We start from the raw sequence: 26,101 nt of genomic DNA on the forward strand, positions 1-26,101 counted from the left end.
TCCAAGGGTTATACCCTAAGAGCAAACCACCCCTTTTAGGGGTGGTTTTGATTGGGATAACGCAGCCAGGCTCCATTGCCCGATGTATCAAGCGTATGAATATCGAACAGATGTTTGCAAATATTGCGTTTACCAGCTGTAAGTGCGAGTGCTCGCAGTAAAATACCCTTGCGACGCATCCCGTGCGCGGGCGGCCGACGACTCGATCGGAGGTCCCCAAATGCTGAAATTCCTTAACGCGCTCGCCGCCCTCGCGGCGGTGGGCTCGTTCGTCATCGCGTTTCTTGACTCGTATGAGGTTCGGTTTAAGGTCCGTAGGCGCACGCGCGGTGCGGACGGTAGAAGGCATTTGCGCCGTAACAAGCGCAAATAAGAATGCCCGGGGTTCGGAGCCCGGGCATTTAACAAAAGCTGAAAACTAGGCCGCCCGCGCTCCCAAACATTTACGCGGGGTGCGTCGTTTTCTATTGACATTGTATCCCGAATCGCCCCGCCGATTCGGGACATTTTGAAAACGCAAATGCGGGCCTATGCATAAGAGGAAGCTCGTTAATTCCGAAAATTATGTATAATTCCAATATAAACTGGAATCAAACGAAAACGATGGAAATGAACGAAGCGCTAATCTACTTACAAGAAGCACTAGGCCTCTCCGCCAAGACCAAAAATTGGCCTGGATCCGCGCACTTGCCGTTGCATCTGCGGGCGATTGAGGTCCGCGCTGTTGACGCAAACGGTTTTTCGTTTTTGCTTGCAAGTTTGCCTACTGGCGTCGGGCTTCCCGAGGCTAAGAGAGTCTATAGTCAGCTAGCCTTGCGCGCGGAGACTCCTGTTGTCGTTTCGTTTCCTGATGCCGATGCACGTCAGCGCAAAGCATTGGTCGCACAAGGGATTCCCTTTGTCTGCCCAGGTAGACAGGCTTTTCTTCCATTTATGGGCACAGCTTGCACGGAGAGGGGCGGTGCCCGGTTTTATAATCGCGCGACCAAGATGTCACCCAACGCGCAAGCTGCCGCAATCTGGGGAGCAGCCCAGGAGCCATATCGTCCCTATGACCTTTGTCGTGCGCTTGGGATTTCGGCAAGCCGCGCGAGTGAGGCCATAACCGAGCTTGTTGACAGGGGGCTCGCGAAGCGCGAGCGTCGCGAGCGACGTGTCGTTGTGTTCCCTGTTGCCGTTGATCTTCTGCTCAGCGAGCACATGGCAGAGCTCTCCTCGCCAGTCTCGAAGGTCTGTTTTGCAAGGAAGACGCCGCGGATCGACTATCTTGCTGACGCCGGGGAGACGGCGCTCGCTGCGCGTTCCATGCTCGCTACGCCGGGTATGGAACAAAAGGCCGTCTTAAGAAGTGCATGGCGTCAACTGAGCAACCTCGAAGTCGCAGACGGGGAGTTGCCGGATAACGAAACGGCGATGATCCAAGTGTGGCGCTATGCGCCCGTGTTTGCCGGTTCCTCCCGTGTCGACGACATTTCGCTTGCGCTATCTTTGGCGGCAATCGACGATGAGCGAATTCAGCTCGAAGTCGATCGCATGTTTGGAAAGGAATATCCATGGCAAGAAGCGCTGTAGAAGGTCTCCAAAAATTTCAGCAGCATATGCAAGAAGCTGCAGGATCGTATGCTCTTATCGGCGGCACGGCATGCGACATTTTGCTCGCGGAGGCGGGACTTCCGTTTAGGGCGACTCACGATTTTGATGTGGTAATTGTCGCCGATGACCGGTTGCCTCAGACGGCAGAAGCTATATGGACTTTGGTGCGTGATGGCGGTTATCGCTGCGGCTGGGGCGAAGGCAAAGACTCATGTTTTTATCGGTTTACAGAGCCTAAGAGGCCGGGTTACCCTCATATGATCGAACTCTTCGGGAAGTGCCCCGACTTTCTAAAGGGTCGTGAGGGGATTGATGTGGCGCCAATTCACGTTGATGAAAACATAAGCAGTCTTTCGGCAATTTTGTTGGACGATGCTTACTACAGCTTGTTCCTTCAGGGAATTCGGACCGTAGGCGGCGTTTCGGTCCTGGGTACGGAATACATTGTCCCGTTCAAAGCGAAGGCGTATCTCGACCTAAAAGCTAGAAGGGAAGCGGGGGAGAATGTTGATTCGAGGAAGGTAAAAAAGCATAAACGCGATGCGCTGAGGCTTGCTCAGCTGCTTGGCGAGTCGGAAGGTGTCGACCTGCGCGGAGAATTGAAGGACGATATGCTTGCGTTTGTTAAAGATTGTGAGGTGGGCGACGTCAATCTGAAACAGATCGGGGTTGCGGGCGCAACGATGGTGCAGCTGCTCGAGACGATGAAAGCAACATATGGCTTGATTGGTTGAGTGGGTGCGTGGCCCGGACGGTGCAGTCTAGCTGCGTTGTCCGGCGTGGAAGCTCGCTAATCGGCTATTATTTGTTTAGACAACTTGAGCTGTAGAGGAGTGACCGGCGATGGTGCAGGGCGCCAAACATATGAAGAGCAATAACGCCGCGGACAACGGCGGCTCAAGCCCTCAGCCCAAACCTCAACCAAAGCCCAAACGGCGTCGCAAGCGACTGCCGCGCTGGGCCGACCGGCTCATCACCATCGTCATCATCCTTATTGGCGTGGGCCTTATGACCTGGCCGTGGATCTTGGACCGGCTCGAGGCCTCGGGCGTGTTCAACCAGATTAGCACGGTGTCCAGCACCGTGGACGCGCTGTCTGCCGAGGAGCGCGAGCGCATCCTGCTCCAGGCGCGCTCCTTTAACGAGCAGCTGGCGGGCGAGGCCACCGAGCTCCCCGCCGACCAGATCGAGCCCTACGCCCAGCAGCTCATTTTTGACCGCGATCCCATGATGAGCTGGGTCGAGATCCCCTCCATCGACGTGAGCATGCCCATTTACCACGGCACAAGCGAGGAAGTCCTTATGGCGGGCGTCGGCCACCTGGAGGGCACGAGCCTGCCGGTGGGCGGCACCTCGACGCATTGCGTGCTCACCGCGCACTCGGGCATGCGCAACCTGAGTATGTTCGACGACATCCATTCGCTGGAGCCCGGCGACTTGGTGCTGCTGCACACCATGAACAAGACGCTCGCCTACAAGATGGTGGACTCCGAGGTGGTGCTGCCCGAGGAGATGGAGTCGCTGACCATCGAACCCGGCGCCGACAAGGTGACGCTCGTTACCTGCACGCCCTACGGCGTGAACGACCATCGCCTGCTGGTGCATTGCGTGCGCACCAAGTACAACAAGAAGGACGTCGACAAGCAAAAGTCGCTGGCCGGCCGCCACTGGGGCAAGCGCGAGTTTGCCGTGCTCATCGTGGTCGCAGCCATTGTGCTGTTGCTGTTGGACATCGTTATTCACGCGGTCCGCAAGCGCCGCAAGGCCAAGGTCTCGGCATAGGACATTCTCCAGAACCACCTCAATGGGGACAGGCACCTTTGTGGTGGTCGGGGCTTCCAAACCATCACAATATTCGATGAAAATCGCGATTTTGACGAAAAGCGTCGAATGTTGTGATGGTTTTCGTTGTGGTCGAGACGGTCTTCGCCATGGACGCGACGGTTTTCGTTGTGGACGGTGCGGTTTCGTTGCGGAACCGCCAGCCCGCCGCCTGCCAACCGCCGACCTCGTTACGTTTTCGCTGCATTTGGGTAAAGCGCCTGCTCCAAGTCGGCGTTGCCCTGTATACTAGAGCGGTTTAACTGTTATGCGGAAGGGAGCGCCTATGGCACTCAGCGAGAAAGACGTGCGCGGCATTGCCGAGTACGCAAAGATCGCACTGGCCGATGACGAGCTCACCCAGATGACGTCCTACCTGAACGATGCCGTCCAGATGCTCGAGCCCGTCTTGCAATATGACTTGCCCGACGTGGAGCCCACGTTCCATCCCATCGGAAACCTGTCCAACGTGATGGGCGACGACCTGCGCGAGCCCGAGCGCGACCTGCCGCTCGATGTCGCGCTCGAAAACGCCGGCAGCGTGCGCGACCGCTACTTCCGCGTGCCGTCCATTTTGGGAGAGGGGGAGAGCGAGTAATGAAGCTCAATCTCGATCGATTCACGGCCGCGCAGCTAGCCGAGCACGTTGCCGCCGGCGATTTCTCTGCCACCGAGATCGCGCAGGCCTCGCTCGAGGCCATCGAGGCGCGCGAGGGTGGGGTCCAGGCATTTCTGCAGGTGGCGCCCGAGCTCGCGCTCGAGGCTGCCGCCAAAATTGACGCCCGCCGCGCCGCCGGTGAGGCTCTGCCCCCGCTTGCGGGCGTGCCGCTGGCCATCAAGGACAACATGAATCTCGTGGGTACGCGCACCACCTGCGCTTCCCGTATGCTCGAGGACTACCAGAGCGTCTACACCGCCACCTGCGTTCAGCGCATGCTCGACGCCGGCTGCCTGCCCATGGGCAAGGTCAACATGGACGAGTTTGCTTTTGGCAGCTCTACCGAGAGCTCGGCGTTCCACCGCACCAACAACCCCTGGGATACCGAGCGCGTGCCCGGCGGCTCCTCGGGCGGCTCCGCTGCCGCCGTTGCTGCCGGCGAGGTTGCGCTCTCGCTGGGCTCGGACACTGGCGGCTCGATTCGCCAGCCGGCGAGCCTGTGCGGCGTGGTGGGCTTTAAGCCCACGTATGGCGCCGTGAGCCGATACGGCGTGGTTGCCTTTGGCTCGTCGCTCGACCAGGTGGGACCCTTTGGCCGCACGGTCGAGGATGTCGCGCTGGCCATGAATGCGCTTACCGGTGCGGGTCACGATCCGTACGACTGCACCAGCCAGGATTGTGCCGTCGACTTTACCGAGCATCTCAACGACAGCATCGAGGGCAAGCGCGTGGGTATCATCCCCGCGTTTATGGAGGCCGAGGGCCTGACGCCCGAGGTCAAGGCCGCTGTTGAGCGTGCCGCCCAGGAGCTGCAGAACCAGGGCGCCGATCTCGTGGAGGTCGACCTGCCGCACCTGGACGCTGCCATCGCCGCCTACTACGTCATCGGCCCGGCCGAGGCGTTCTCAAACCTGGCTCGTTTTGACGGCATTCGCTATGGCTACCAGGAGGAAGGCTGCGCCAACCTGTCCGACCAGAGCTCGCTCAGCCGCGCCCACGGCTTTGGTGCCGAGGCCAAGCGCCGCCAGATGCTCGGTGCCTACCTGCTCTCCTCGGGCGTGTACGACAAGTACTACTATGCCGCGCAAAAGGCCCGCACGCTTATCACGCAGGACTACGACGCCGCGTATGCCAAGGTGGACACCATTCTTATGCCCGCTTCGCCGCGTACGGCCTTTAAGTTCGGCGAGATCAGCGACCCCACGCAGATGTATCTCTCCGACCTGTACACCATTTCGCTCAACATTTGCGGCAACGGTGGTATCTCGGTGCCGCTGGGCCTGGGCGAGGACAGCCGCCTGCCCGTTTCTGCCCAGCTGGTGGGCCCTGCCTTTAAGGACCGTCAGCTGCTCACGTTTGCCCGCGCCCTGGAGCGCGGCTTTGCCGATACCGCCACGGGCGCGCCCGTGCTTTCCGTCGCGCCCGATTTTGCCGGGAAGGGGGGCGAGCTGTAATGAAGGAGCTTTCCGAGGTCCTGCAGGATTGGGAGGCCGTGATTGGCCTGGAGATCCATACCGAGCTCACCGCACTCGATACCAAGATGTTCTGCAACTGCAAGCTCAGCCACGATGACGAGCCCAACGCCAACGTGTGCCCGGTGTGCCTGGGCCTGCCCGGCGCCCTGCCGGTGCCCAACAAGCGCGCCATCGAGAGCATCGTCAAGGCCGGTCTCGCGACCAACTGCGAGATCCAGCGCCACTCGATGTTCTACCGCAAGCACTATTTCTATCCCGATATGGCCAAGAACTTCCAGACCACGCAGGGTCCGGTCGCCTTTGCCATGTACGGTCATCTGGATCTGGACGTGACCGGTCGCGGTGCCGCCGAGCGCCCCGACTGCGCGTTTGGCGAGGCCGAGGCCCAGAGCCTGGCGAGCGCTTCGGCCAATGCCGAGGGCCTGTCCACGTCCATGTCCTCCACGATGCGCGAGGGCAATCAGCGCGCCGGCCACCTAGCCAGCTACGATGCCTCCAACATGCAGATGCCCGAGCGTCGCGAGGACGGTTCTTACACCGTGCCCATCCGCATCCTGCGCATCCACATGGAGGAGGACGCCGCCAAGATGGTGCACGTGGGCGGTGCCGAGGGCCGCATTACCGCCGCGGCCGAGTCGCTCGTCGACTACAACCGCTGCGGCACGCCTTTGATTGAGCTCGTGACCGAGCCCGATCTGCGCACGCCCGAGGAGGCGCGTCTGTTTATGGAAAAGCTCCGTCGCATCTTTGTGACGCTGGGTATTTCCGACTGCTCCATGGAGAAGGGCTCCATGCGCTGCGACGGCAACGTGAGCCTGCGTCGCCGCGGCGAGACCAAGCTGGGCACCAAGACCGAGCTCAAGAACCTCAACTCGTTTAAGAGCCTGCACGACGGCCTTGCCTACGAGATCTGCCGTCAGGCCGAGGTGCTCGAGGAGGGCGGCATCATCTACCAGGAGACCCGCCACTGGGAGCCCAGCCGCAAGCGCACCGTGGTCATGCGCGTCAAGGAGACGGCCGACGACTATCGTCTGTTCCCCGACCCCGACTTGGCGCCGTTCGATCTGGATGACGAGTTCATCGACCGCTGCCGCGGCGAGATTCCCGAGCTGCCCGATGCCAAGCGCGCCCGCTTTGAGGCCGATTTTGGCATTAAGGCCGCCGACGCCGAGCAGATCGCCGGCGACCCGGAGTTTGCCGAGTTCTTTGAGGCCGCTGCTGCCGGCATGGCTGGCAAGGAGGCCCAGACGGTCGCGAACCTGCTGGTCAACGAGATGATCGCCTACCTTAAGGACGCGGGTACCTCGCTGGCTGAGTCCGGCATCGCGCCGGCTCAGGTGGCGGCTCTTGCCAAGCTGCTGGCGACCGATGCCATCAGCTCCAACCAGGCGCACGAGGTCTTTGAGGCCATGGCCCAGACCGGCGACGATCCCAACAAGATCGTCGACGAGCGCGGCATGCGTCAGGTGAGCGATGCCGGCGCGCTGCAGCCGATCGTGGACGAGGTGTTGGCAAACTGTGCCGAGCAGGCGCAGCAGTACCGCGACGGCAACCAGAAGGTCATCGGCTTTTTGGTGGGCCAGTGCATGAAAGCGAGCCGCGGCAAGGGCAACCCGAAGCTCTTCAACGAGTTGCTGAGAACGTCGCTCTCGTAAGCGGGAACCGAGGGGCCGGGCGCAGGGCCTTGCCTCTCAATTTCGGACAGTCCTGACTCACGACGGGGGCGCCACTGGCGCCTCCTGTTCGTGCGGAACTCATTGAGAGGCAAGGCCCTGCGCCCGGCCCCTCGGTTCCGTGACGACTCGGCCGTTCGGGTCAGGTGGGCTGAATGAAATCGAGTGAATGGGCGTGCCGTCGGCACGCCCATTGTTTTAGAAGGAAACTCATTTTGAGGAAGCACCCGCCCTGCCGGGGCTCCCGGGTTCCGTGACGACTCTGCCGTTCGGGTCGGGTGGGCTGAATGGAATTTGGACTCCAAGATTTCCAAAAAGTTAACCTTTGTTGACCTTAATAGTTAGATGAACTAAACTATTTTCTAAAAGTGTTCTCAAGCAAACTTGTTTACTCGGGTGCTGAGGCACCGTGCCGCGTCCAATGCGGCAAAAGGGAGAAGCAACATGAAGAAGTCGACGTTCAATACCCTGCTTGTCGGTGGCGGTTTTCTGCTCGGCACGGACGGCATCAAGCTGCTCACCAGCGCCCCGGTCAAGAACGCCTGCGTGCAGGGTATCGCGTGCGGCATGCGCATCAAGAACGCCTACCAGGACATGGTCGAGCAGGCCAAGGCTAATGTCGACGACATGGTTGCCGAGGCGGCCTAAATCACCCAGAGCGAGGCCGCTGCTGACGAGGCAGCCGAGTAACGCTCCCAGGCACAAACTATGAGATTCTCGATTATGAGCGAGATCCCCGGCAGGACCCGTCTTCAATTGGCGGGTCCTGTGCCAGAGAGTGATCTCGATGCACTTCTTAAGCTTAGCGGCGATATCGACGGCGTGCACAAGGTGCGCGTTTATGGCCGCATCGGCCAGATGGCACTCGAATACGATGAGCCGCACCGCGATGCCGTGCTGGCCGCCGTCGGTGCGCTCGATGCCCAGGCCATTGCCGACGCAAAGACGGGTTACGTGATGCAGCTTGAGCCACGCAAGCACAAGCTCGTCATGGATTTTGCCACACTTTTCGGCGCCCACTACGCGCGCCGCTGGTTCTTGCCGACGCCTCTGCGTGCGGTGTTTGTCGTGGCCGGTTACATGACCTTTTTGCGCGCCGCCCTCCGTGAGCTCGCGCAGCCGCGCCTGGCTTGCGTGCTGACGACCGACGGCTGGAGCGAGGATGAGGTCCTGCGCCTTTCTGCCTGCCTGGAGGAGCATTTCCCGCATCCGGTGGCGCGCGCAGTCATCAACGCTGCTCGCGAGCGTGGGCTCGAACAGCGCGAGCGCCATGCCGCCGTCGAGTACATCGTGGCGCACGGCATCGCTTCGTCCATCGAATGGCGTCGCGCCATCATCGGTTCCGCGCACTTTGTGTTTGAGGACGAGAGTGCGCAGCTCGATTCCGACATTAAGGAGCAAATCGAGTCCCAGATGCAGGGCCTGTCGCCGCTGTATCTGGCGGTCGACGGCAAGGTTGTCGGCGTGCTCGGCATCGAGGATCCGCTCAAGCCCGGGGTCCGTGAGGCCATCGCCGACCTGCATGCGCTGGGCGTCAAACATGTCGTTATGCTTACGGGCGACTCCGAGCGCACGGCCGAGCGCATTGCGCGCGAGGCGGGTGTCGACGAGTTTAAGGCCGAGCTGCTGCCCGAGGACAAGTACGCCTATGTGGAGCGGATTAAGCGCGAGGGGCGCCACGTTGCCATGGTGGGCGACGGCGTCAACGACTCACCGGCGCTGGGCCTGGCCGATGTGGGTCTGGCCATGGGCGGTGGAAGCGACATTGCCAAGGAGGTCGCCGACATCATCCTGGCCGACACGGATCTCGCCGCACTCGTGCGCCTGCGCCGCATGAGCCAGGGCCTCATTGATCGTCTGACGGGTTCCTATTCTAAGGTGATGCCCACCAACTCGGCGCTGTTGGCATTGGGTATTATCGGCAGGATCACTCCGCAGACGTCGTCACTGCTGCACAACGGCTCAACGATCGCCTACAGCCTGGGCAACGCAAAGGCGTACCTGCGTTAGCGTTTTCGATTGAGTATATGGCCTGCACCCTGGCGGCATCGCAGCCGCCAGGGTGCAGGCCTTCTTTTGTTTGACGAGATGTTAGCTCAGATATATGATCGTGCTAGCACTGCTAGTAAATGCTGAAGGTGAGGTTGAGATGGCTACCGTTGGCAGCATGGCGCAGGTGAATGTTCGCATAGATCGCTCGGTTAAAGAGCGCGCCGAGGAAGCGCTGCAGCTTTCGGGCAGGTCACTGCCTGAGCTCATCAAAAAGGTGGTGGCCAAGGTCGCGCAGGGTGGCGGGCAGTGCGAGGAAGTGCTTGCGGCCGTCGACGACCGGCGGCAGACCGTCGCGCCCGATACTCCGTTCGCCGCATCATGGGCGGCGGCGGATCAGCTTTACGCGGACCTGGGCATCGCTACGTCGCACGTATCCGACGATCGCGATTGGGACACAATCTATTCGGAAGCCATGGACGAGCGCTATCGCCAAAAGGGGATGATCCTGTGAGCGGGGCTTTCCTCAAAATAATGGTGGATGCCAACGTATGGGTTGATTCGTTTTGCGTCGACCATGCCGAGTCGCTTGCCGCGCGTGCGTTTATTGGGCGGGCGACGGAGACGGGGGCGTTGCTGTTCTTTCCGGTGCATATCGCTAAGGACGTGCTGTACGTTGTCCAACACGAGCTGAAGCGTAGCGTTCTTGCCAGCGGGGGAGCGCTCGACGAGGCTTCTGCCCGCGCGATTGGCGATGCGGCGCTGGCGTTTGTTCGAAATATGACCGAAAACGCCACGGCCGTGGGTGCAGATGCGTCGGATCTTTGGCTGGCCGACAAATATCTGACGCTCCATCGCGATTACGAGGACAACTTGGTGCTCGCCGCATGCAAGCGCGCGCAGGTTGATTACTTGGTAACTAACGATCGCAAACTGCTCGAACATGCCGATCTTGCAGCAAAGACACCTCGTCAAATGATGCCGATTCTTGCTTTGGCCGAACGCGGCAGCGCGGCTATCGGTTGACGCGAACTGCTTGCGGGCCTCTTGGACGACGATGAGCCAAGGGGCCCGCGTCTGCTATTTACAAAAGCTCGGCCTTAATGGCGGGACTTTCTGCGAGCTGCTCGGCTGCCTTTTCGTCGGAGCTGTCGAGTGCTGCCAGACTGCGGTAGATCCACTCGTTGACCTGGGTGTTCTTGACGCCTGCGGTCTGCATAAGGGCTCCTACCTCGCGGATTGCTGCGAGCAGATCGGCTTTGGGACCCGCGAGCTCGACCTCGATGCCGTGGTAGGCGGCCACGCCGCGGTTCTCACTCACGTGGTCGATAAAGTCCTCGACGGTTTCAAGCTGCTGGGCGAGAGCTGCATCATCGTCAGCGTCCAGCGCGACGAGTGCGTTCGATACCGTGAGGGCGGGATGTCCGCAGGGGACAAAGCCCTCGATGACATCCATAGCTTCGGTAATGGTTGAGCCCAGGCCTGCGAGGGCATTGACGAGTTGCTGCTTGGTATCCATAACGGTCCTTTCGACGGGTCAATTGTGCTTGGCGAAAATATACGTGACGCGATCGGTAGCAAAAGTGCGAAGTACAGCGCACATTGGGGTCTTCACAGCTCGTGGATAGAACAGCTGTCTTCCTTGAGAACGTGGTAACATAGCACTTCACAAGCGGGGCTCGCCCCGTATGTTCCTTGAAAAGTCGACGGCTGTTGGGTACTCGTGCCCAATGCCATCCAGACTTTCCCGACATTCGGGGGCGACTGGTTTCGACACGATAGCTCTGAGAGAGGAAGCAAGCCGAGGTCTCCTTGCCTCGTTAAACAGGGGTACCGTCAAATTGAATTGACAACAACTCTTCTTTTGAGCCTATGGCTCTCGCTGCTTAGTTTATAGCGGCGCGTCAACCCGGTGATTTCCCCGACACCGGCGCGACGTCATTTTAGGGGAATGCGCCTGCGCACGTAATCGGTATGGTGCAGGCTAAGACCGAACCGGTTAGGACGCCGCGAGCGTGTCGCTGCGCGCAAGCCGTCCGAGACTAAACCAGCGACTGAGCTTGGAGATGCCAATCAGGGGGCTTTCGTGGACCGGAGTTCGATTCTCCGCGCCTCCACCAATAGTTACAGGCAGGTAGAGAAGTGTCTCTACCTGCTTTTTTATTAATTATAGATACCGCGGAGAATCGAACTCTATGCAGGGCGCGGGCGTAAAGAAAACGCGTGAGCGTTTTTAGCCCGCGGGCGAGGACGCCGGCAGGCGGCCGAAGCCGGTGCGGATTTGCGAAGCAAATACGCGGATTCTCCGCGCAAACTTCCGACTCAAAATGGGTGCGATGTTAATCGAATCTCAGCTGGCCTCGCCCAGCATCAACGGATCCCCCCAAACCGCGGAGAATCGAACTCTATGCAGGGCGCGGGCGTAAAGAAAACGCGTGAGCGTTTTTAGCCCGCGGGCGAGGACGCCGGCAGGCGGCCGAAGCCGGTGCGGATTTGCGAAGCAAATACGCGGATTCTCCGCGCAATGCCTCGACTAGATATAGACGCGATGCCGATCGCGCTGCAGCCTGCCGTGCCCCGCAGCAACGCAGAGTGAGACGCGCTTTCCCAATGGAAGCCCAGGCGGAAAGCGCGTCCCGGAATCGCCCCTCAGAACGGGACGTGCTTTCCGCCAGCCGCCCCGCCCTCCTCAACTCCAAAACCTACACGCCCTCCATCCCAAAACTGGGTAGAAGAAGGCCAAAACGAAACAGCAGGAGGTCAACATGACTGCAGAAGATAAAGCAAAGAACGCCGGCAGGGTCGCGCTCGTCCTGGAGGGCGGTAGTTTTCGCGGGCAGTTTACCGCGGGCGTGCTTGACGTTTTCATGGAGGCCGGCGTCGAGATTCCGGCGGTATATGGCGTATCGGCCGGCGCCCTCAACGGTGTGAACTACAAGTCGCACCAGATCGGCCGTGCTAACCGCATCAACCTGGCTTTCTGCAACGACAACCGCTTCATGGGCGCCGCATCGTTTGCGTCCACGGGCTCCATCGTCGGCTACGACTTTATCTTCAACGATGTCCAGGACCGCCTGGATCCCTTTGACAGCGAGACGTTCGACGCGAGCCCCATCGAGATGTACGCCGTCGCGACGGACATGCTCTTTGGAACCGCCGCGTACCTGTCGGTCAAAAGTGCCGTGCTCGACCTCGACGCCGTGCGCGCATCGACGTCGCTGCCGCTGGTGACGCCGCCGGTCGAGATTGACGGGCACAAATACGTCGACGGTGGCGTAGCCGATTCGGTCCCCATCGAGCACGTGCTGGAGGAGGCAGGCTTCGATCGCGCGGTCGTCATTGTCACGCAGGATCGCTCGTACGAGAAAAAGCCCTACGAGTTTATGCCCGCCGCACGAGCCCGCTATGCCGACTACCCCTATCTGCTTGAGGCTATCGAGACGCGCCACGACCGCTATAACATCCAGCGCATGCATCTGTGGAAGTATGAGCGTGAGGGCCGTGCGCTGGTCGTTGCTCCGCAAAAGCCGGTCGAGGTCGGCCATGTTGAGCACGATCCGGCAAAGCTCCTCGACCTGTATATTCAGGGCCGCCAGGAGGCAAAGCGCCTGCTGGGAGATATCGAGGCGTTTGTCGAGCGCTAGTGTCGCGACGTCATGACCCATGGACGACATGTGCAGAAACTCTGGTCGGAGTCAAAATACCTGTTGACTCGTACGGCGAGCGGGGTAATATGGACGGGTTACTTGCAGAGCCCCGTGAATCTCTGTAACAACACGTACTGTACATGGAGGAGTCTAAGTGATTTCGAAATCGACTCACTACGCCAAGCAGGGCGAGGTCCAGCGCAACTGGGTTCTCGTCGACGCCGATGGTGCTGTCCTGGGCCGTCTTGCCACCCAGATCGCAATGATCCTGCGCGGTAAGAACAAGCCTCAGTTCACGCCCAACAGCGACTGCGGCGACTTCGTTGTCGTCATCAACGCCGATAAGGTCCAGCTTACCGGTAACAAGGCCGACACGAAGACCTATTATCGCCACAGCGGCTACAACGGCGGCCTTAAGGCTGAGAGCTTCCGCCAGGCTATGGAGAAGCACCCGGAGAAGGTCATCGAGCGCGCTGTTCGCGGCATGCTGCCCAAGACCACCCTCGGCCGTGCCCAGATGACCAAGCTTAAGGTCTACGCTGGTGCCGAGCATCCGCACGCTGCCCAGAACCCCACGAAGATTGAGCTGGAGGCTTAAAGATGGCTGAGAACACCGTTGTCTACCAGGGTACCGGCCGTCGTAAGAACGCCGTCGCCCGCGTCCGTCTCGTCCCCGGCACCGGCAAGGTGACCATCAACAAGCGTGACGCCGAGCAGTATTTCGGCCGTCATCAGCTCGTTGAGAACGCTCTTGCTCCCTTCAAGGTGACCGACACTGCCGGTCAGTTCGACGTTATCGCTCTGTGCGATGGCGGCGGCATCTCCGGTCAGTCTGGCGCTCTGCGCCTGGGCATTGCTCGCGCTCTTCTGAACGCTGGCGACTACCGTGCTGATCTCAAGAAGGCCGGTTTCCTTACGCGCGATGCTCGCGTGGTCGAGCGCAAGAAGTACGGCCTCAAGAAGGCCCGCCGCGCTCCCCAGTTCTCCAAGCGCTAAGGTTTTATCTCCTTTCGAGATACAATGTACAAGCGGGGCCTGCCGATTCCTCGGCGGGTCCCGCTTTTCTTTTTCGACTAGGGTGGGCGGTTGCATATCGCCTGCTAGGGAAGGAGCGATCCTATGCCCCAGAACATCTTCGGTACCGACGGCGTCCGTGGCGTCGCCAATGCCGGCCTCTCGTGCGACCTCGCGTTTCGCCTGGGCCGCGCGGCGACCAAGTTCCTTGGTCCGGATATCTGTGTCGGCCGCGACACGCGTCTTTCGGGCACTATGCTCGAGAGCGCTCTGACCGCCGGCATCATGGCCGAGGGCGGCCGTCCGCACTGCTGCGGCGTCATCCCCACGCCGGCCGTGGCCCTGCTCACCGTTCAGAACGAGCTCGACGGCGGCATCGTCATCTCTGCTTCGCATAATCCGCCGGAGTTCAACGGCATCAAGTTTTTTAGCCGCAAGGGCATGAAGCTTCCCGATGCTGTCGAGGAAGAGATCAGCGCCTGGGTCATGTCCGAAGAAGCCATGGCTGCCGACACGCTGCCGACCGGTGCCGGCGTGGGCCACATCATTAAGATGAAGGATGCCCGCAAGGCATACGTCGACCACGCCATCGATACGCTTGATGGCCTGAGGCTCGACGGCCTGGTCGTTGCCGTCGACTGCGGTCACGGTGCTTCCTGCCAGACTACGCCCGTCGCTCTGCAGCGCTTGGGTGCCACGGTCCATGCCATCAACACCGATTACTGCGGCACTGACATTAACGTTGAGTGCGGCTCCACTCACCTCGAGCCCCTGCGCGAGCTCGTACTGCGCACCCATGCTGACATCGGTCTGGCCCACGACGGCGACGCCGACCGCGTACTGTTCGTGGACAGCGAGGGCAATGAGATCGACGGTGACTACATCCTGGCTATCTGCGGTTCTGACCTCGCCGCTCGCGGCAAGCTCGCCAACTCCGAGATCGTCTCGACCGTCATGTGCAACCTTGGCTTCTCCATCGCTATGAAGGAGCAAGGCTTCGAGATGGTTCAGACTGCCGTGGGCGACCGCTACGTTCTGGAGCGCATGCTCGCGGACGGCGCCGTCATCGGCGGCGAACAGTCCGGCCACATCATCTTCCTGGAGCACAACACCACCGGTGACGGCCTGGTGACGGCTCTGCAGCTGCTGGCCGTGCTCAAGCGCACCGGTCGTACCCTCACCGATCTTGCCGGCATCATGAAGAAGTACCCGCAGGTACTCGTTAACGTGCATTCCGACAACAAGGCTGGTCTGGACGATTGCCAGCCCATCTGGGATGCCGTCGCTGCTGCCGAGAAGGAGCTTGACGGCCGCGGCCGCATTCTGGTGCGTCCGAGCGGTACCGAGCCACTGGTCCGCGTGATGGCCGAGGCCGAGACGCACGAGCTGACCCAGCGCGTTGTCGACGACATCGTCGAGGTTGTCAAGCGCGAACTTCCCTAATGGTCAAAAATGGGTGCCAAGTGGTAAACTGTTAAGGTTATTTGATTGATTGGTATGTCCGAGGGGGAGCATGTTCACTAAAGTCCTAAGGTCTTTTGGTATGCGTGGTCGAGTCCTTACGCTGGATGCTCCCATCTCGGGCGACGTCATTCCGCTCTCCGAGGTAAACGACCAGACGTTTGCCACCGGTCTTTTGGGCCAGGGCGTGGCGATTCAGCCCACCGGAACGCGTGTGATTGCACCGGCTGATGCCAAGGTCGAGGCCATTTTTCCCACGGGGCACGCCGTTGCGCTTAACACGGTCGATGGCCTGGACGTGCTCATCCACGTTGGTTTGGACACTGTTCAGCTCGAGGGCAAGCACTTTACCGTACATGCGCAAGTGGGTGACATCGTCCATAAGGGCGATGTGCTCATTGAGTTTGATCGCGAGGCAATTGCTGCCGAGGGCTACGATGTGACGGTTCCCATCTTGGTGTGCAACTCCGTTGAGTTCTCGAGCATCAAGGGCTCCGTTGGCGTGCATGTCGAAGAGATGGACCAGCTCATCGTTGCTCGCGAGCGCTAGCAAGTGCACGTGGCCATTAGCCTACAATTCAAACACGTTTACGGAGGGCGCCCTTGAAAGAGGGCGCCCTCCGTGGCAAGATGGGATTTGTCCGAAGCTAAAAGGCTTCGGGTCACCGTGGACGGGCAGGGGCCTCGACGCGGCTAGACACGAGACACATACATTACGCGACCTCGCCCTGGTGGCCGCACACGTTGGTTGCGGCCGACGCGGGCCGCGGGCAAGTGCTTGTAAGGGGAGCCTTGCCTCTCTTGTACGAGAAAGGATGCGTAATGAAGATCATTAAAGCTAAAGACTACGAGGATATGAGCCGCAAGGCCGCCAATATTATCTCGGCGCAGGTTATCCTCAAGCCCGACTGTGTGCTGGGCCTTGCCACCGGCTCTACCCCGATCGGTGCCTACAAGCAGCTCGCTGCTTGGTACAAGAAGGGCGACGTCGACTTTGCCGAGGTCAGCACCTACAACCTGGACGAGTATCGCGGCCTTTCGCACGACGATCCCCAGAGCTATCACTACTTTATGCGTAAGAACTTCTTCGATCACATCAACATCGACCTGAACAACACGCATGTGCCCGATGGTTCCAACCCCGATGCCGCCGCTGCCTGCTCTGAGTACGACAAGGTCGTCGCTGCCGCCGGTTATCCCGATCTGCAGCTGCTCGGCATTGGTAACAACGGTCATATCGGCTTCAACGAGCCCGATGACCACTTCTCCAAGGGCACGCACTGCGTCGATCTCACCGAGAGCACCATTCAGGCCAACAGCCGTCTGTTCGACAGCATCGACGATGTCCCTCGTCAGGCCTACACCATGGGTACCCAGACCATCATGTATGCCCGCATGATCCTGGTCGTCGCCAACGGCGAGGCCAAGGCTCAGGCCGTGCATGACATGTGCTATGGCCCGGTTACGCCCGAGTGCCCGGCTTCGATCCTACAGCTGCACACCAACTGCGTTGTCGTTGCCGACGAGGCCGCCCTTTCGCTCTGCGAGTAGCGCGAATCCTGCACCTCGACATAGCCTTGCCTAAGGCCTCCGCATTGCGGGGGCCTTTTTGCTATCCCTTTCCGCCCACTTGACCAAGATCTTGCCGCAAGCTTGACGAATGCTGGATGCCCAACAGCTTGATTCATCCCATACCATATTCTATGCAAAAATGCCACTAAAAGGTCGTAGACGGTAGCGGGTGCTAGGCGAGTTGAATGACATGGCTGAACCTTGTTCATTTACGTTACACTGCCGCTTAGATGGGACAAGCTGACAAGCTCATTTACCTGCTTAAAGACCGATTAATCGGGGGATTAATAACAATCTGCCCTTGCTGTACAAAAACTTGCCGCTTGCGTACCAAAAGACAACCTAAAGCACAAGGTCGCTCTATTTATAGCGCGGCCTGTATGGTCTTGCGGTTACAGTGTCCATACGGTCGAGTTGAGGAGCGGGCATGGTAAACGATTTGAGCAGTATAGACGACCTCGAGCTGATGCCGCTGGGCGGAGGCTATATGGTGCGACGCGAGCGCTTGATGAATGAGCTTATAGCCAAGGGCCGAAAGGCCGGCATCGTGGTTCTTTATGCGCCCGACGGGTTTGGAAAGACCTCGGTGCTGCTGCAGTACACCCATGAGGTTAAATGCGACCCGACGCGAGGCCCCGTGCGGATTATCGAGGCCGATCGCGCCATTGGGCGCGAGGTGTTTATGCAGCTCGAGGTGGTTACCGAAGAACTCAAAGACAAACCGCACTCCCTTATCGCGATTGATAATGTGCCAAACCTCGATCAGCACGATACCGAAGACCTCATCGACAGGATTCGCGGCCTGCGCGCTATGGGGGTAGGGGTCTTTATCTCCTGCCGTCCTTCAAATCGTCAGCTGATTCACGGGCTGGGCGATTCGGTTAAGATCAATGCGCAGATGCTCAAGGTGCATGCCTATGAGTATTCGGCGTGGGCATCGGCGTTTTCGATCAGCACGTCGCTCGACTTTTATCAGCTCACGCAGGGCGTGCCCGAGCTCGTTTCGGCATTGCAGACGGGTCTTTATGGCCAAGGCGACGTAGCCGGTCTGCTCGAAAACGAGATTGTCAACGTATATGGCGCGGCACTTGCCGATCTGGCTTCGCTCGACAATAATGCGCTGTTTTGCGTGGCATGTCTCATGATTTTGATGGGCGAGGGCAATATCGCAGAACTCGAGGCTTGTGGGGTGAGGCTGTCGATGGTCGACCAGTCCTACTTTGTACGCGACTACCCGATCTTTGGCTTGGACCCCGCCGAGCGGAGTTTTACGTGTCTGGGTACGGAGGATAACGGACGCTTGCGTTTGCGTAAGTTGGTGGCCGAGGTTCGCCCCGAACTTGTTCCGAGGGCGGCCCGGATTTTGCTTAAGGCGGGCCGATGCGATGCGGCGATGGGCCTGGCGGACGCCTTTTTGGACCGTGATGCGGTCCTTGAACTTGCTGGTCAGTATGGGGTCGATCTTGCTCTGACGGGGCACGGGGCCGATATCTGCCGAGCGGCGCTGGGCACGATCGATGTCGACGATCCGGCTCCAGAGCCAACGCCTGCCGAGGCGCTTGGCGTATATCTGGCAGCGGTCAGCGTGTCCAATACAAAGCTCGCTCGCTATATGGCATCGGTTATCGAGCGCGGGGGCGAACGGGCGGCCTGCGAAATAGATCCTGTTTCGTGGAGGGTGGCCCAGACACTGACGGCTGTTTGCTATGGGGACAACGGGCTTGGGCTTCCTGCGAACCTGGCCGTGCCAGAAATCGAGACATCCCATACTGCACTCGATATGTTGTCCGCGCATATCGAGGTCAAGCGCTGTCTGACCGAGCGGGGAGATGACGGCGGCGTTCTACAGCGGCTCAAAACGAGCAAGGCCTACGACTGCGAGCTCGACATTGCAGGGATTGTTACACGGGCCGATAGCATGCTGGTGGAGCTCTTTGATGGGTCGTTCGCGGGAACCGACGAGCGCGACGACGAGATGACGGTGGTGCGGGAGGCGCTCGACGTACGTGGGCTTAAGGCGATGGCTATCTGGGTGCGTATGGTGTTGGCGGCACGGCGGCTCCTTTCCGGCTTGCCGGTAACCGACGACGCGGCGTTCAACGAGCTCGATCGTTTTGCCGTGCGCATGCGCGACAACCAGATTCAGCTGTTTGGCCTGTTGCTAGAAGGCTGGCAGTCGCTGGCAGAGGGACGGCCGGTTAATGCAAAGTTCCGTGCGGTCCAAGTGCTCAAACTTGCCGAGGAGTCGATTGCGTACATGCGCGATAACGCATTGCTGCTGGAGCGCGCGGCGTATCTGCGTAACACCTCGATGGTTTCGGTGCGCGAGGAAGCGGAGTTACTCGATATAAGCCAGACACAGGTTGGTGGAGCGGAGGCCTGGATGGTGGCGCTGCATTTGGCCTGTGCGGGCCGAGACAGCGACCTTGCGGCCTGGATGTCCATGAATCGTGCGGGGATTCTAGAGCCATCGTATCGGCTCTTTGCGCGCCTTGCCATGCATTGTCTGGGCGAGCCGGCGGCCAGGATACGCAAGAAGCTTCCCGTGCGAGAGCTGTCGCGGTACTCGCTGCGCGACGATTTGGAAGGGGAGGGCGAGCGCCTGTTCCAGGCCAGCGAGGTTGAAGCCGTTGATACCATCGACCATATCGAGATTCGCATGTTTGGTGCGTTTCGCGCCGAGCGCGACGGGTTTCCCATCACGGACAAAATGTGGCGCCGCAAGAAGGCGGCGACGCTTGCCGAGCGGCTTGCACTGGGCATGGATGCGCTCGTCGACCGCGAGACGCTGGCAATGGAGCTGTGGCCCCATGCCGAGTTTAATAGCGCCCGTAACAACCTGTACTCGACGATATCGCGCTTGCGGTCGGCTTTGGGACCGACGCCGGATGGCAAGTCGTGTGTACTCATCCAAAATGAATGCATCGGACTCAACGGCGACTACGTCAAGACCGATGTGCGGCTGTTTGACCAGATAAGCCGTGAGGTTTTGGGAAATCGTACGGGTGCGCGCGGGCCCCATTTAGTTGAGCTGTGCCTTAAGATTGAGCAGCTTTATGCCGGACCGCTGTATGTTCCCAATGGCTGTAATCCCACCTACTTTTTGCGTATGCGACGCATTATGCAGTCAAAGTACATCGATTGCATGATTAAGGGAGCAAATGCCGCTCTAGAAGAAAACGATCTGCAGTCGGCGATTTGGCTGGCGGAGTCGGGGCTTCGGCAGGAAACGGCGCGTGAGGATATGGTGCGCTGTGCCATGCGTGTCTACAGCGCGGCGGGGCGGAGGCGCGATATCGTCGAGCTGTACAGCGGGCATATGCACCATCTGAGGGAGCAGGTCGATGGCGTACCCGAGCCCGAGACGCGGCGTCTATATGAGCGCTTGGTGGAGGGTCGGCTCAACCGCGTGCTGGTCGAGCGATAAAAAAACGGGCGCCCGAAGTACTTGGGCGCCCGTAAGCTTGCTATGTGTTGGCTCGCCGGATCATTGGCTCTTAGACGAGCTTGATCTTCTCGATATCCTTGCGCGAGGACTCGCGATACAGCGAGAACTTGCGGCCGATGACCTGGACGACCTCGGCGTGGCAGCGCTCAGCAAGCTCTTCGGCGGCCTCGCGGGCGGAAAGACTGGAGCCGTCCAGCACGGAGCACTTAACGAGCTCGTGCTTCTCCAAGTAGGCGACCGTCTGCTCGACGGTGCCCTCGTTGACATCGGACTTGCCGATGATGATGGCGGGGTTAAGGTGATGGGCCATGCTGCGAAGCTGCTTGACCTGGGCTCCTGTCAGTGCCATGGGTTCTCGCTTTCTATGTATGGGGCGCCCCGCGACGGGGCCTAAATCTACGTGAGCTGTCCCACGATAGCGCAGGAACGGCGCGGTGTGGAGTGCGTTTGCCCAGTTCGCAAAGAATGCGGATGCCGAGTGAGTGGGCGGTGCGGGCTGCGAACAGGCTATGAGCTGGGCGCAGAGACCGGTTCCCATGCAATAAACGCCCAACGAACCTTGCGGACATGATCGAGCATATAGCGCCCCAGCGGCACGCCCTTGGAGCCCGGCTCACCGGCATGGGGGTTCTCAATCATGTGTTGAGCGATGTAGTCGCGCAGGCGGTCGATCTTATCCTCGTTGCCATGCTCGAGCATACGGGAAAAATCCGCCACACCTGCTTCAAGGCTGTCGAAGGTATCGCGACGATGCGATTCAAAGTACGTGACCTGCGGCAGCGCACCCATCTGAATAAGGATATTAAAGGCATACACAAAGCCATTGCTGCAGGTAACCGAGGCGCCGATGGCGTTCATCAGGTGCAGATCATAGCGCGGGCTGGAGTTGGCGACCATCGTGACGGCACAACGCCGACGAGCCGTACGATCAAGCTTGGCAAGCGCACCTTTTAGATTAGTCGTCGTAACCGACCGACTGGCAAAGGCAGCATCCACCGCCTTTGCGACCGGTCCAACCAAATCCCAATCATCATCCCAAGCAAGCTCAAGCGGCGTAATGCGATTCTCGAGCCCATAGTACTCAATGCCAGCATCAAGCGTGCCCAACATAGCAGGGGAGAAATCAGCCGCAATCACAGGATGCCCAGCCTGAGCAAGCGGAATAGCAATCGACCCAGCCCCACATCCCATATCCAGCACCGACTCGCGGGGCTCAAGCGCCAATAGCTTTATAAAATTCCGAGCATACGGGGCAGTCTCCAGCGGACGAAAATGCCGAGCCCGCTTATCCCACTCAAAAGAATCATCAGCCCGCCGCCGATCAACTTGCAGGCGCATCCATTCGCCATTCCAATCCGCAGAAAGCAGCTCAGAACGATTCTCCCCATCAACCACGGGCCAACCTCCTAGCAACAAAAAAGCGACTCCTCCCAAAAGAAGAGCCGCAACCAGCATATATCAGAAAAAGAACCGTTCCACTGCCAAGCCGCCGTACCAGCCTAGTGGTGCAGGAGCGAAGCAACTGCAACCGGGATAGAACCCAACTGAGGTCCCGTTGTGCGGGAGCCCCGGGGAGGGCAAATATATAAGGTCGATCGCGAGTTCCGCACGAGCCGGAGAGCACTTAATGTGCTCTCCGTGCGAGTCAGGACTGTTCGAGCAGGCGACCTTATATATTTGCCCTCCCCGGGGCTCCTCGCCCGAACCCCTCAGCTAGTTCTTCAGCGAGTTCAGCGGTGCCGGGAAGCGTCCACCGCGATGGGCAAGCACGGTGCCGGCGTTGGGGTTCACCGGCATGATGGGTGCACGGCCGAACAGGCCGCCGTACTCGACGCAGTCGCCCACGCCCTTGCCAATGGCGGGAATCACGCGGACGGCCGTGGTCTTGTTGTTGATGACGCCGATGGCCATCTCGTCGGCGATGATGCCGGCGATGGTCTCGACCGGGGTGTCGCCGGGGATAGCGATCATGTCCAGGCCGACGGAGCACACGCAGGTCATGGCCTCGAGCTTCTCGAGCGAAAGCGCACCGGCCTCGACGGCGGCGATCATGCCGGCATCCTCGGACACGGGGATGAAAGCGCCGGAGAGACCACCCACGCTGGAGCTGGCCATGACGCCGCCCTTCTTGACGGCATCATTGAGCATGGCGAGCGCGCAGGTCGTGCCCGGGCCACCGCAGGTGCCCACGCCGATGATCTCGAGGATGCGCGCGACGGAGTCGCCGATGGCAGGCGTGGGAGCCAGCGACAGGTCGACAATGCCTTTCTCGACACCCAGACGATGGGCGGCCTCGCGGCTCATGAGCTCGCCGGCGCGGGTGATCTTAAAGGCGGTCTGCTTAATCTTCTCGGCGACCTCCATCATCGATGCGGAATCGGGCAGCGTCTCCAGGGCTGCGGCCATAACGCCGGGGCCCGAGACGCCTACGTTGATGACGGCGTCGGCCTCGCCACCGCCGTGGACGGCGCCCGCCATAAACGGGGAGTCCTCGACCATGTTGGCAAAGCAGACAAACTTGGAGGCGCCAACGGAATCCTGGTCGGCCGTGAGCTTGGCGGCGTCGATGATGGTCTGGCCGGCCATGAGCACGGCATCCATGTTGATACCGGCGCGCAGGCTAGCGACGTTGACGCTGGAGCAGACGCGGCTGGTGGTAGCGAGCGCCTGGGGGATTGACTGGATGACGCGGCGGTCGGCGTCGCCGATGCCCTTCTGGACGAGTGCGGAGAAGCCGCCCAGGTAATCGATGCCGAGCGTCTCTGCCGCGCGGTCGAGGGCATGCGCGATGGGGGTGAGGTCCTCATCCTTGCAGCACGCGGCGATCTGCGCCACCGGGGTGACGGAAACGCGCTTGTTGACGATGGGGATACCGTACTCGCGCTCGAGGTTCTCGGCGGTCTCGACCAGATGTTCAGCCGTGTGCGTCACGTGGTCGTAGATCTTCGTGCACATGCGGTCGAGGTTCTCGTCACCGCAACCCATGAGCGAAACACCCATGGTGATGGTCCTGATGTCGAGGTTCTGCTCCTCAACCATGCCGCGGGTTTCCGCGATTTCTGCGGGCGTGATCGCCATCCTTGCGCTCCTATCTGCCAAAACGAGCATAGTCTTTTCTATTCTAACGTGCCGCACGTGCCAAGTGGCGCGTGCGGCACGTTTTGGTGCGGGGTTGTTTCCGTTGTGTTACCGCCCAAAGACCTTTTCGGCGATACGGGCGCTTTCGGCGGCGTCCTTGGCGTAGTAGTCCGCGCCGATCTGCTTGGCGTATTCGGGGGTGAGTACGGCGCCGCCTACGATGATCTTGACGTCCGGCACCTCGGCATGAAGCAGCTTGATGGTCTCTTCCATGGCCACGACGGTGGTGGTCATAAGCGCCGAGAGGCCGACGAGTTTGATATCGCGCTTCTTGACGGTCTTGAGTACCTCCTGCGGATCGACGTCGCGGCCCAGGTCAAAGACGGTGTATCCGTAGTTGTCGAGCAGCATCTTAACGATGTTTTTGCCAATATCGTGGATGTCGCCCTTGACGGTGGCCACGCAGATCTTGCCCTTGTCGGCAATCTCGCCGGCGGGCATCAGGCGCTTGATGGTGTCGAAGCCCACGCGTGCGGCCTCGGCCGAGGCCATAAGCTGCGGCAAGAAGAACTTGCCCTGGTCAAAGAGGACGCCAACCTCGTCGAGGGCGGGGATAAAGTGATTGTTGATGAGGTCCATGGCGTCGTGGTCTGCCAGCAGACGCTCGGTCTCGGCGGCGATCTCGCCTTTGCGGCCCGAGACGACCATGCGACGAATCGGGTCGTCGTTGCCGTCGGTGCCGGCGGTGCCAACAGCGGGCGCAGCGTCGGTCGATACCGCCTGGGCCGCCGCCGGGTTCGCGGCGATCTTGTACGGATCGGTCCAGCCGGCGTAGCGCTCGATGTATCCGGTCGAGCCCTCGTCCTCAACGCTCAAGACGCGATAGCTGTAGACGGTATCCATAAAGCGCTTGGAACCCGGGTTCATGATGGGGGCGTCCAGGCCAGCGCCAAAGGCGGCAGCCAAAAAGACCGAACCCAGGAGCGGCCGCGCGGGCAGGCCAAAGCTGATGTTCGACACGCCGAGCGCGCATTTGACGCCCAGGCGCTCCTTGCACAGGGACATGGCGCGCAGGATCTGCTCGGCCTGGCGCTGGTTGGTTGAGGCGGTCATGACCAGGCAGTCGATGAGGATGCGGTCCGGTCCGATGCCGTAGCGGGCGGCCTCGGCCACGATGCGCTCGGCGATGGCGAAGCGAGCCTCGGCGGTATCGGGGATGCCGCCTTCGTCGAGCGTGAGGCCGACGACATTGGTGCCGTAGTGGGCGACCAGCGGAAAGATCTCATTCATGATCTGCTGCTTGCCGTTGACGGAGTTGATGATGGGCTTGCCGGCATAGCGGCGTACGGCGGCCTCGACGGCGGCGGGATCGGTGGAGTCGATCTGCAGCGGCAGCAGCGTGGAGCCTTGGAGCTGCTCGGTGGCCTGTTGGATAATCTTGACCTCGTCGATCTCGGGCAGGCCCACGTTGACGTCCAGGATGTCGGCGCCCTGCTCCTGCTGGCTGATGCCCTGGCTCACGACGTAGTCCAGGTCGCCGTCGCGCAGCGCTTGCTGTAGGCGCTTTTTGCCGGTGGGATTGATGCGCTCGCCGATGACGGCGATCTTGTGGCCGTCACAGGGAAGGTCCACCACGGTCTGGGCGCTCGTGACCGACATGCTGGGCTTGCGGTGACGCGAGCTGGGCGTGTGGTTGTCGATGAGGGTGCGAAGTGCCGCCATGTGCGTGGGCGTGGTACCGCAGCAACCGCCCACGACGCTCACGCCGTCCTCGATCATGCCGGCGACGGCCTCGGCGTACTCGGGGGCCTGGACATCAAAGACGGTGTTGCCGTTGTCGTCCACGCGGGGGAGTCCCGCATTGGCCTGCACCATAACGGGCTTGTCGGTAACGGTGAGCATGCGTTCGGCGAGCCCGCGGAGCTCGGCCGGTCCCTGACTGCAGTTGATGCCCAAAACGTCGGCGCCGATGGCGTCGAGCGTGATGGCGGCCACCTCGGGGCTCGTGCCCAGGAAGGTGCGTCCGTCTTCCTCAAAGGTCATGGTGGCAAAGACGGGCAGGTCGGAGTTCTCGCGGCAGGCGAGGACTGCCGCCTTGATCTCGGCCAGGTCGGTCATAGTCTCGATAATAAAGAGGTCGACGCCCGCAGCGACGCCGGCGTGCACTTCCTCGGCAAAGAGGTCGTAGGCCTCGTCAAAGCTGAGGGTGCCCAGGGGGCGCAGCAGGGCGCCGATGGGGCCGATGTCGCCGGCGACGTAGCGGGCGCCGGCCTCGCGGGCGCAGGTGACGGCCGCGGCAAAGACGTCTGCCACGGTGGCAGCACCGTCGAGCTTGTGGGCGTTGGCGCCAAAGGTGTTGGCGGTGATTACGTCACAGCCAGCCTCGACATATTGACGTTGGATATCGGTGATAACCTGGGGCTCCTCAAAGTTGAGCAGCTCGGGCAGAGCGCCCGCCTTCATGCCGGCGGCCTGCAACATGGTGCCCATGCCGCCGTCAAACAGCAGGTGCCCCGTGCCCTCGATGGCCGCACGCAGGCGTTCATCCTTAATGTGCAGGTCGTCGATCGTGCGCGTCTTGTACGCGGCGCCGTTACAGCGCGCAGTATTGACAGGTGCCGCCAGCGCAGTACCGTCAGAATCATGAGTGATAAGCGGAGTAAACATCGATG

Annotated in this window: 22 protein-coding genes and 1 other RNA gene; 18 read left to right on the forward strand and 5 right to left on the reverse strand. The window is 60.5% G+C overall.

What is annotated here, in order from left to right; all coding sequences use genetic code 11:
- Positions 1-609 precede the first annotated feature (609 nt).
- The 10 genes from DW029_RS11170 (at position 610) to DW029_RS07080 (ending at position 10,235) form a co-directional block, all read left to right on the forward strand.
- Positions 610-1,572, forward strand: coding sequence for a hypothetical protein (locus tag DW029_RS11170; protein ID WP_233543830.1), 963 nt, complete (start codon positions 610-612; stop codon positions 1,570-1,572).
- The gene (locus DW029_RS07040; RefSeq protein WP_118345628.1) at positions 1,554-2,327 is read left to right on the forward strand and encodes a hypothetical protein; all 774 of its coding nucleotides are present in this window, start codon (positions 1,554-1,556) and stop codon (positions 2,325-2,327) included. Before DW029_RS11170 ends, DW029_RS07040 begins: the two co-directional genes overlap by 19 nt.
- 130 nt (positions 2,328-2,457) lie before the next feature.
- Positions 2,458-3,375 carry a class C sortase gene (locus DW029_RS07045; protein ID WP_158572633.1) on the forward strand — a complete coding sequence of 306 codons (918 nt, stop codon included), beginning with the start codon at positions 2,458-2,460 and terminating at the stop codon, positions 3,373-3,375.
- A gap of 325 nt (positions 3,376-3,700) precedes the next feature.
- Positions 3,701-4,012 carry an Asp-tRNA(Asn)/Glu-tRNA(Gln) amidotransferase subunit GatC gene (gene gatC, locus DW029_RS07055; RefSeq protein WP_117743219.1) on the forward strand — a complete coding sequence of 104 codons (312 nt, stop codon included), beginning with the start codon at positions 3,701-3,703 and terminating at the stop codon, positions 4,010-4,012.
- A complete protein-coding gene (gatA, locus tag DW029_RS07060) occupies positions 4,012-5,526 on the forward strand; it encodes an Asp-tRNA(Asn)/Glu-tRNA(Gln) amidotransferase subunit GatA (RefSeq protein WP_117743220.1) in 1,515 nt (504 codons plus the stop codon). Before gatC ends, gatA begins: the two co-directional genes overlap by 1 nt.
- A complete protein-coding gene (gene gatB / locus DW029_RS07065; RefSeq protein WP_118345631.1) occupies positions 5,526-7,202 on the forward strand; it encodes an Asp-tRNA(Asn)/Glu-tRNA(Gln) amidotransferase subunit GatB in 1,677 nt (558 codons plus the stop codon). The genes gatA and gatB overlap by 1 nt, the downstream gene beginning before the upstream one ends.
- A 462-nt stretch (positions 7,203-7,664) precedes the next feature.
- Positions 7,665-7,868: a DUF6110 family protein gene (locus DW029_RS07070; protein WP_117734646.1), complete on the forward strand. Its 204-nt coding sequence runs from the start codon at positions 7,665-7,667 to the stop codon at positions 7,866-7,868.
- Between the two features lie 120 nt (positions 7,869-7,988).
- A complete protein-coding gene (locus DW029_RS07075) occupies positions 7,989-9,230 on the forward strand; it encodes an HAD-IC family P-type ATPase (RefSeq protein WP_233543831.1) in 1,242 nt (413 codons plus the stop codon).
- Positions 9,231-9,369: 139 nt separating this feature from the next.
- Complete coding sequence (locus DW029_RS11280) at positions 9,370-9,723, forward strand: hypothetical protein (RefSeq protein ID WP_158572634.1); 354 nt, start codon at positions 9,370-9,372, stop codon at positions 9,721-9,723.
- The gene (locus DW029_RS07080) at positions 9,720-10,235 is read left to right on the forward strand and encodes a PIN domain-containing protein (protein WP_158572635.1); all 516 of its coding nucleotides are present in this window, start codon (positions 9,720-9,722) and stop codon (positions 10,233-10,235) included. The genes DW029_RS11280 and DW029_RS07080 overlap by 4 nt, the downstream gene beginning before the upstream one ends.
- Positions 10,236-10,293: 58 nt before the next feature.
- On the opposite strand, the gene DW029_RS07085 is transcribed toward DW029_RS07080, so the two are convergent.
- Complete coding sequence (locus DW029_RS07085) at positions 10,294-10,728, reverse strand: hypothetical protein (RefSeq protein ID WP_118345634.1); 435 nt, start codon at positions 10,726-10,728, stop codon at positions 10,294-10,296.
- 237 nt (positions 10,729-10,965) lie between these two features.
- Between DW029_RS07085 and ssrA the strand changes: the two genes are divergently transcribed.
- The 8 genes from ssrA to DW029_RS07125 all read left to right on the forward strand — a co-directional run bounded on the left by ssrA (position 10,966) and on the right by DW029_RS07125 (position 20,330).
- Positions 10,966-11,329, forward strand: a transfer-messenger RNA (tmRNA) gene (gene ssrA, locus DW029_RS07090).
- Between the two features lie 645 nt (positions 11,330-11,974).
- Entirely contained in the window at positions 11,975-12,853 is an 879-nt protein-coding gene (locus DW029_RS07095) for a patatin family protein (protein ID WP_118345635.1), read from the forward strand.
- 157 nt (positions 12,854-13,010) lie between these two features.
- Positions 13,011-13,454: a 50S ribosomal protein L13 gene (gene rplM / locus DW029_RS07100; RefSeq protein ID WP_022094635.1), complete on the forward strand. Its 444-nt coding sequence runs from the start codon at positions 13,011-13,013 to the stop codon at positions 13,452-13,454.
- Between the two features lie 2 nt (positions 13,455-13,456).
- Positions 13,457-13,852, forward strand: a complete 396-nt coding sequence (gene rpsI / locus DW029_RS07105; protein WP_022094634.1) for a 30S ribosomal protein S9 — start codon at positions 13,457-13,459, stop codon at positions 13,850-13,852.
- A 123-nt stretch (positions 13,853-13,975) separates the two neighbouring features.
- Complete coding sequence (gene glmM / locus DW029_RS07110) at positions 13,976-15,313, forward strand: phosphoglucosamine mutase (protein ID WP_118345636.1); 1,338 nt, start codon at positions 13,976-13,978, stop codon at positions 15,311-15,313.
- A gap of 70 nt (positions 15,314-15,383) precedes the next feature.
- Positions 15,384-15,881: a PTS glucose transporter subunit IIA gene (locus DW029_RS07115; protein WP_022094632.1), complete on the forward strand. Its 498-nt coding sequence runs from the start codon at positions 15,384-15,386 to the stop codon at positions 15,879-15,881.
- 272 nt (positions 15,882-16,153) lie between these two features.
- Entirely contained in the window at positions 16,154-16,882 is a 729-nt protein-coding gene (nagB, locus tag DW029_RS07120) for a glucosamine-6-phosphate deaminase (protein WP_117734640.1), read from the forward strand.
- Between the two features lie 448 nt (positions 16,883-17,330).
- Complete coding sequence (locus DW029_RS07125; RefSeq protein ID WP_118345637.1) at positions 17,331-20,330, forward strand: BTAD domain-containing putative transcriptional regulator; 3,000 nt, start codon at positions 17,331-17,333, stop codon at positions 20,328-20,330.
- Positions 20,331-20,400: 70 nt separating this feature from the next.
- On the opposite strand, the gene DW029_RS07130 is transcribed toward DW029_RS07125, so the two are convergent.
- The 4 genes from DW029_RS07130 to DW029_RS07145 all read right to left on the reverse strand — a co-directional run bounded on the left by DW029_RS07130 (position 20,401) and on the right by DW029_RS07145 (position 26,096).
- Positions 20,401-20,700, reverse strand: a complete 300-nt coding sequence (locus tag DW029_RS07130) for a YhbY family RNA-binding protein (protein WP_006234690.1) — start codon at positions 20,698-20,700, stop codon at positions 20,401-20,403.
- A gap of 158 nt (positions 20,701-20,858) precedes the next feature.
- On the reverse strand, positions 20,859-21,746 hold the full coding sequence (locus tag DW029_RS07135) for a methyltransferase domain-containing protein (protein WP_233543832.1): 888 nt from the start codon (positions 21,744-21,746) through the stop codon (positions 20,859-20,861).
- Between the two features lie 318 nt (positions 21,747-22,064).
- Positions 22,065-23,429 (reverse strand): PFL family protein, encoded by a 1,365-nt coding sequence (locus DW029_RS07140; protein ID WP_118345638.1) that lies wholly within the window; start codon positions 23,427-23,429, stop codon positions 22,065-22,067.
- Positions 23,430-23,537: 108 nt separating this feature from the next.
- Positions 23,538-26,096, reverse strand: coding sequence for a homocysteine S-methyltransferase family protein (locus DW029_RS07145; protein WP_199582588.1), 2,559 nt, complete (start codon positions 26,094-26,096; stop codon positions 23,538-23,540).
- Positions 26,097-26,101 lie beyond the last annotated feature (5 nt).

This window comes from Collinsella sp. AF38-3AC (assembly GCF_003474365.1).
In the GTDB taxonomy this organism is placed as follows: domain Bacteria; phylum Actinomycetota; class Coriobacteriia; order Coriobacteriales; family Coriobacteriaceae; genus Collinsella.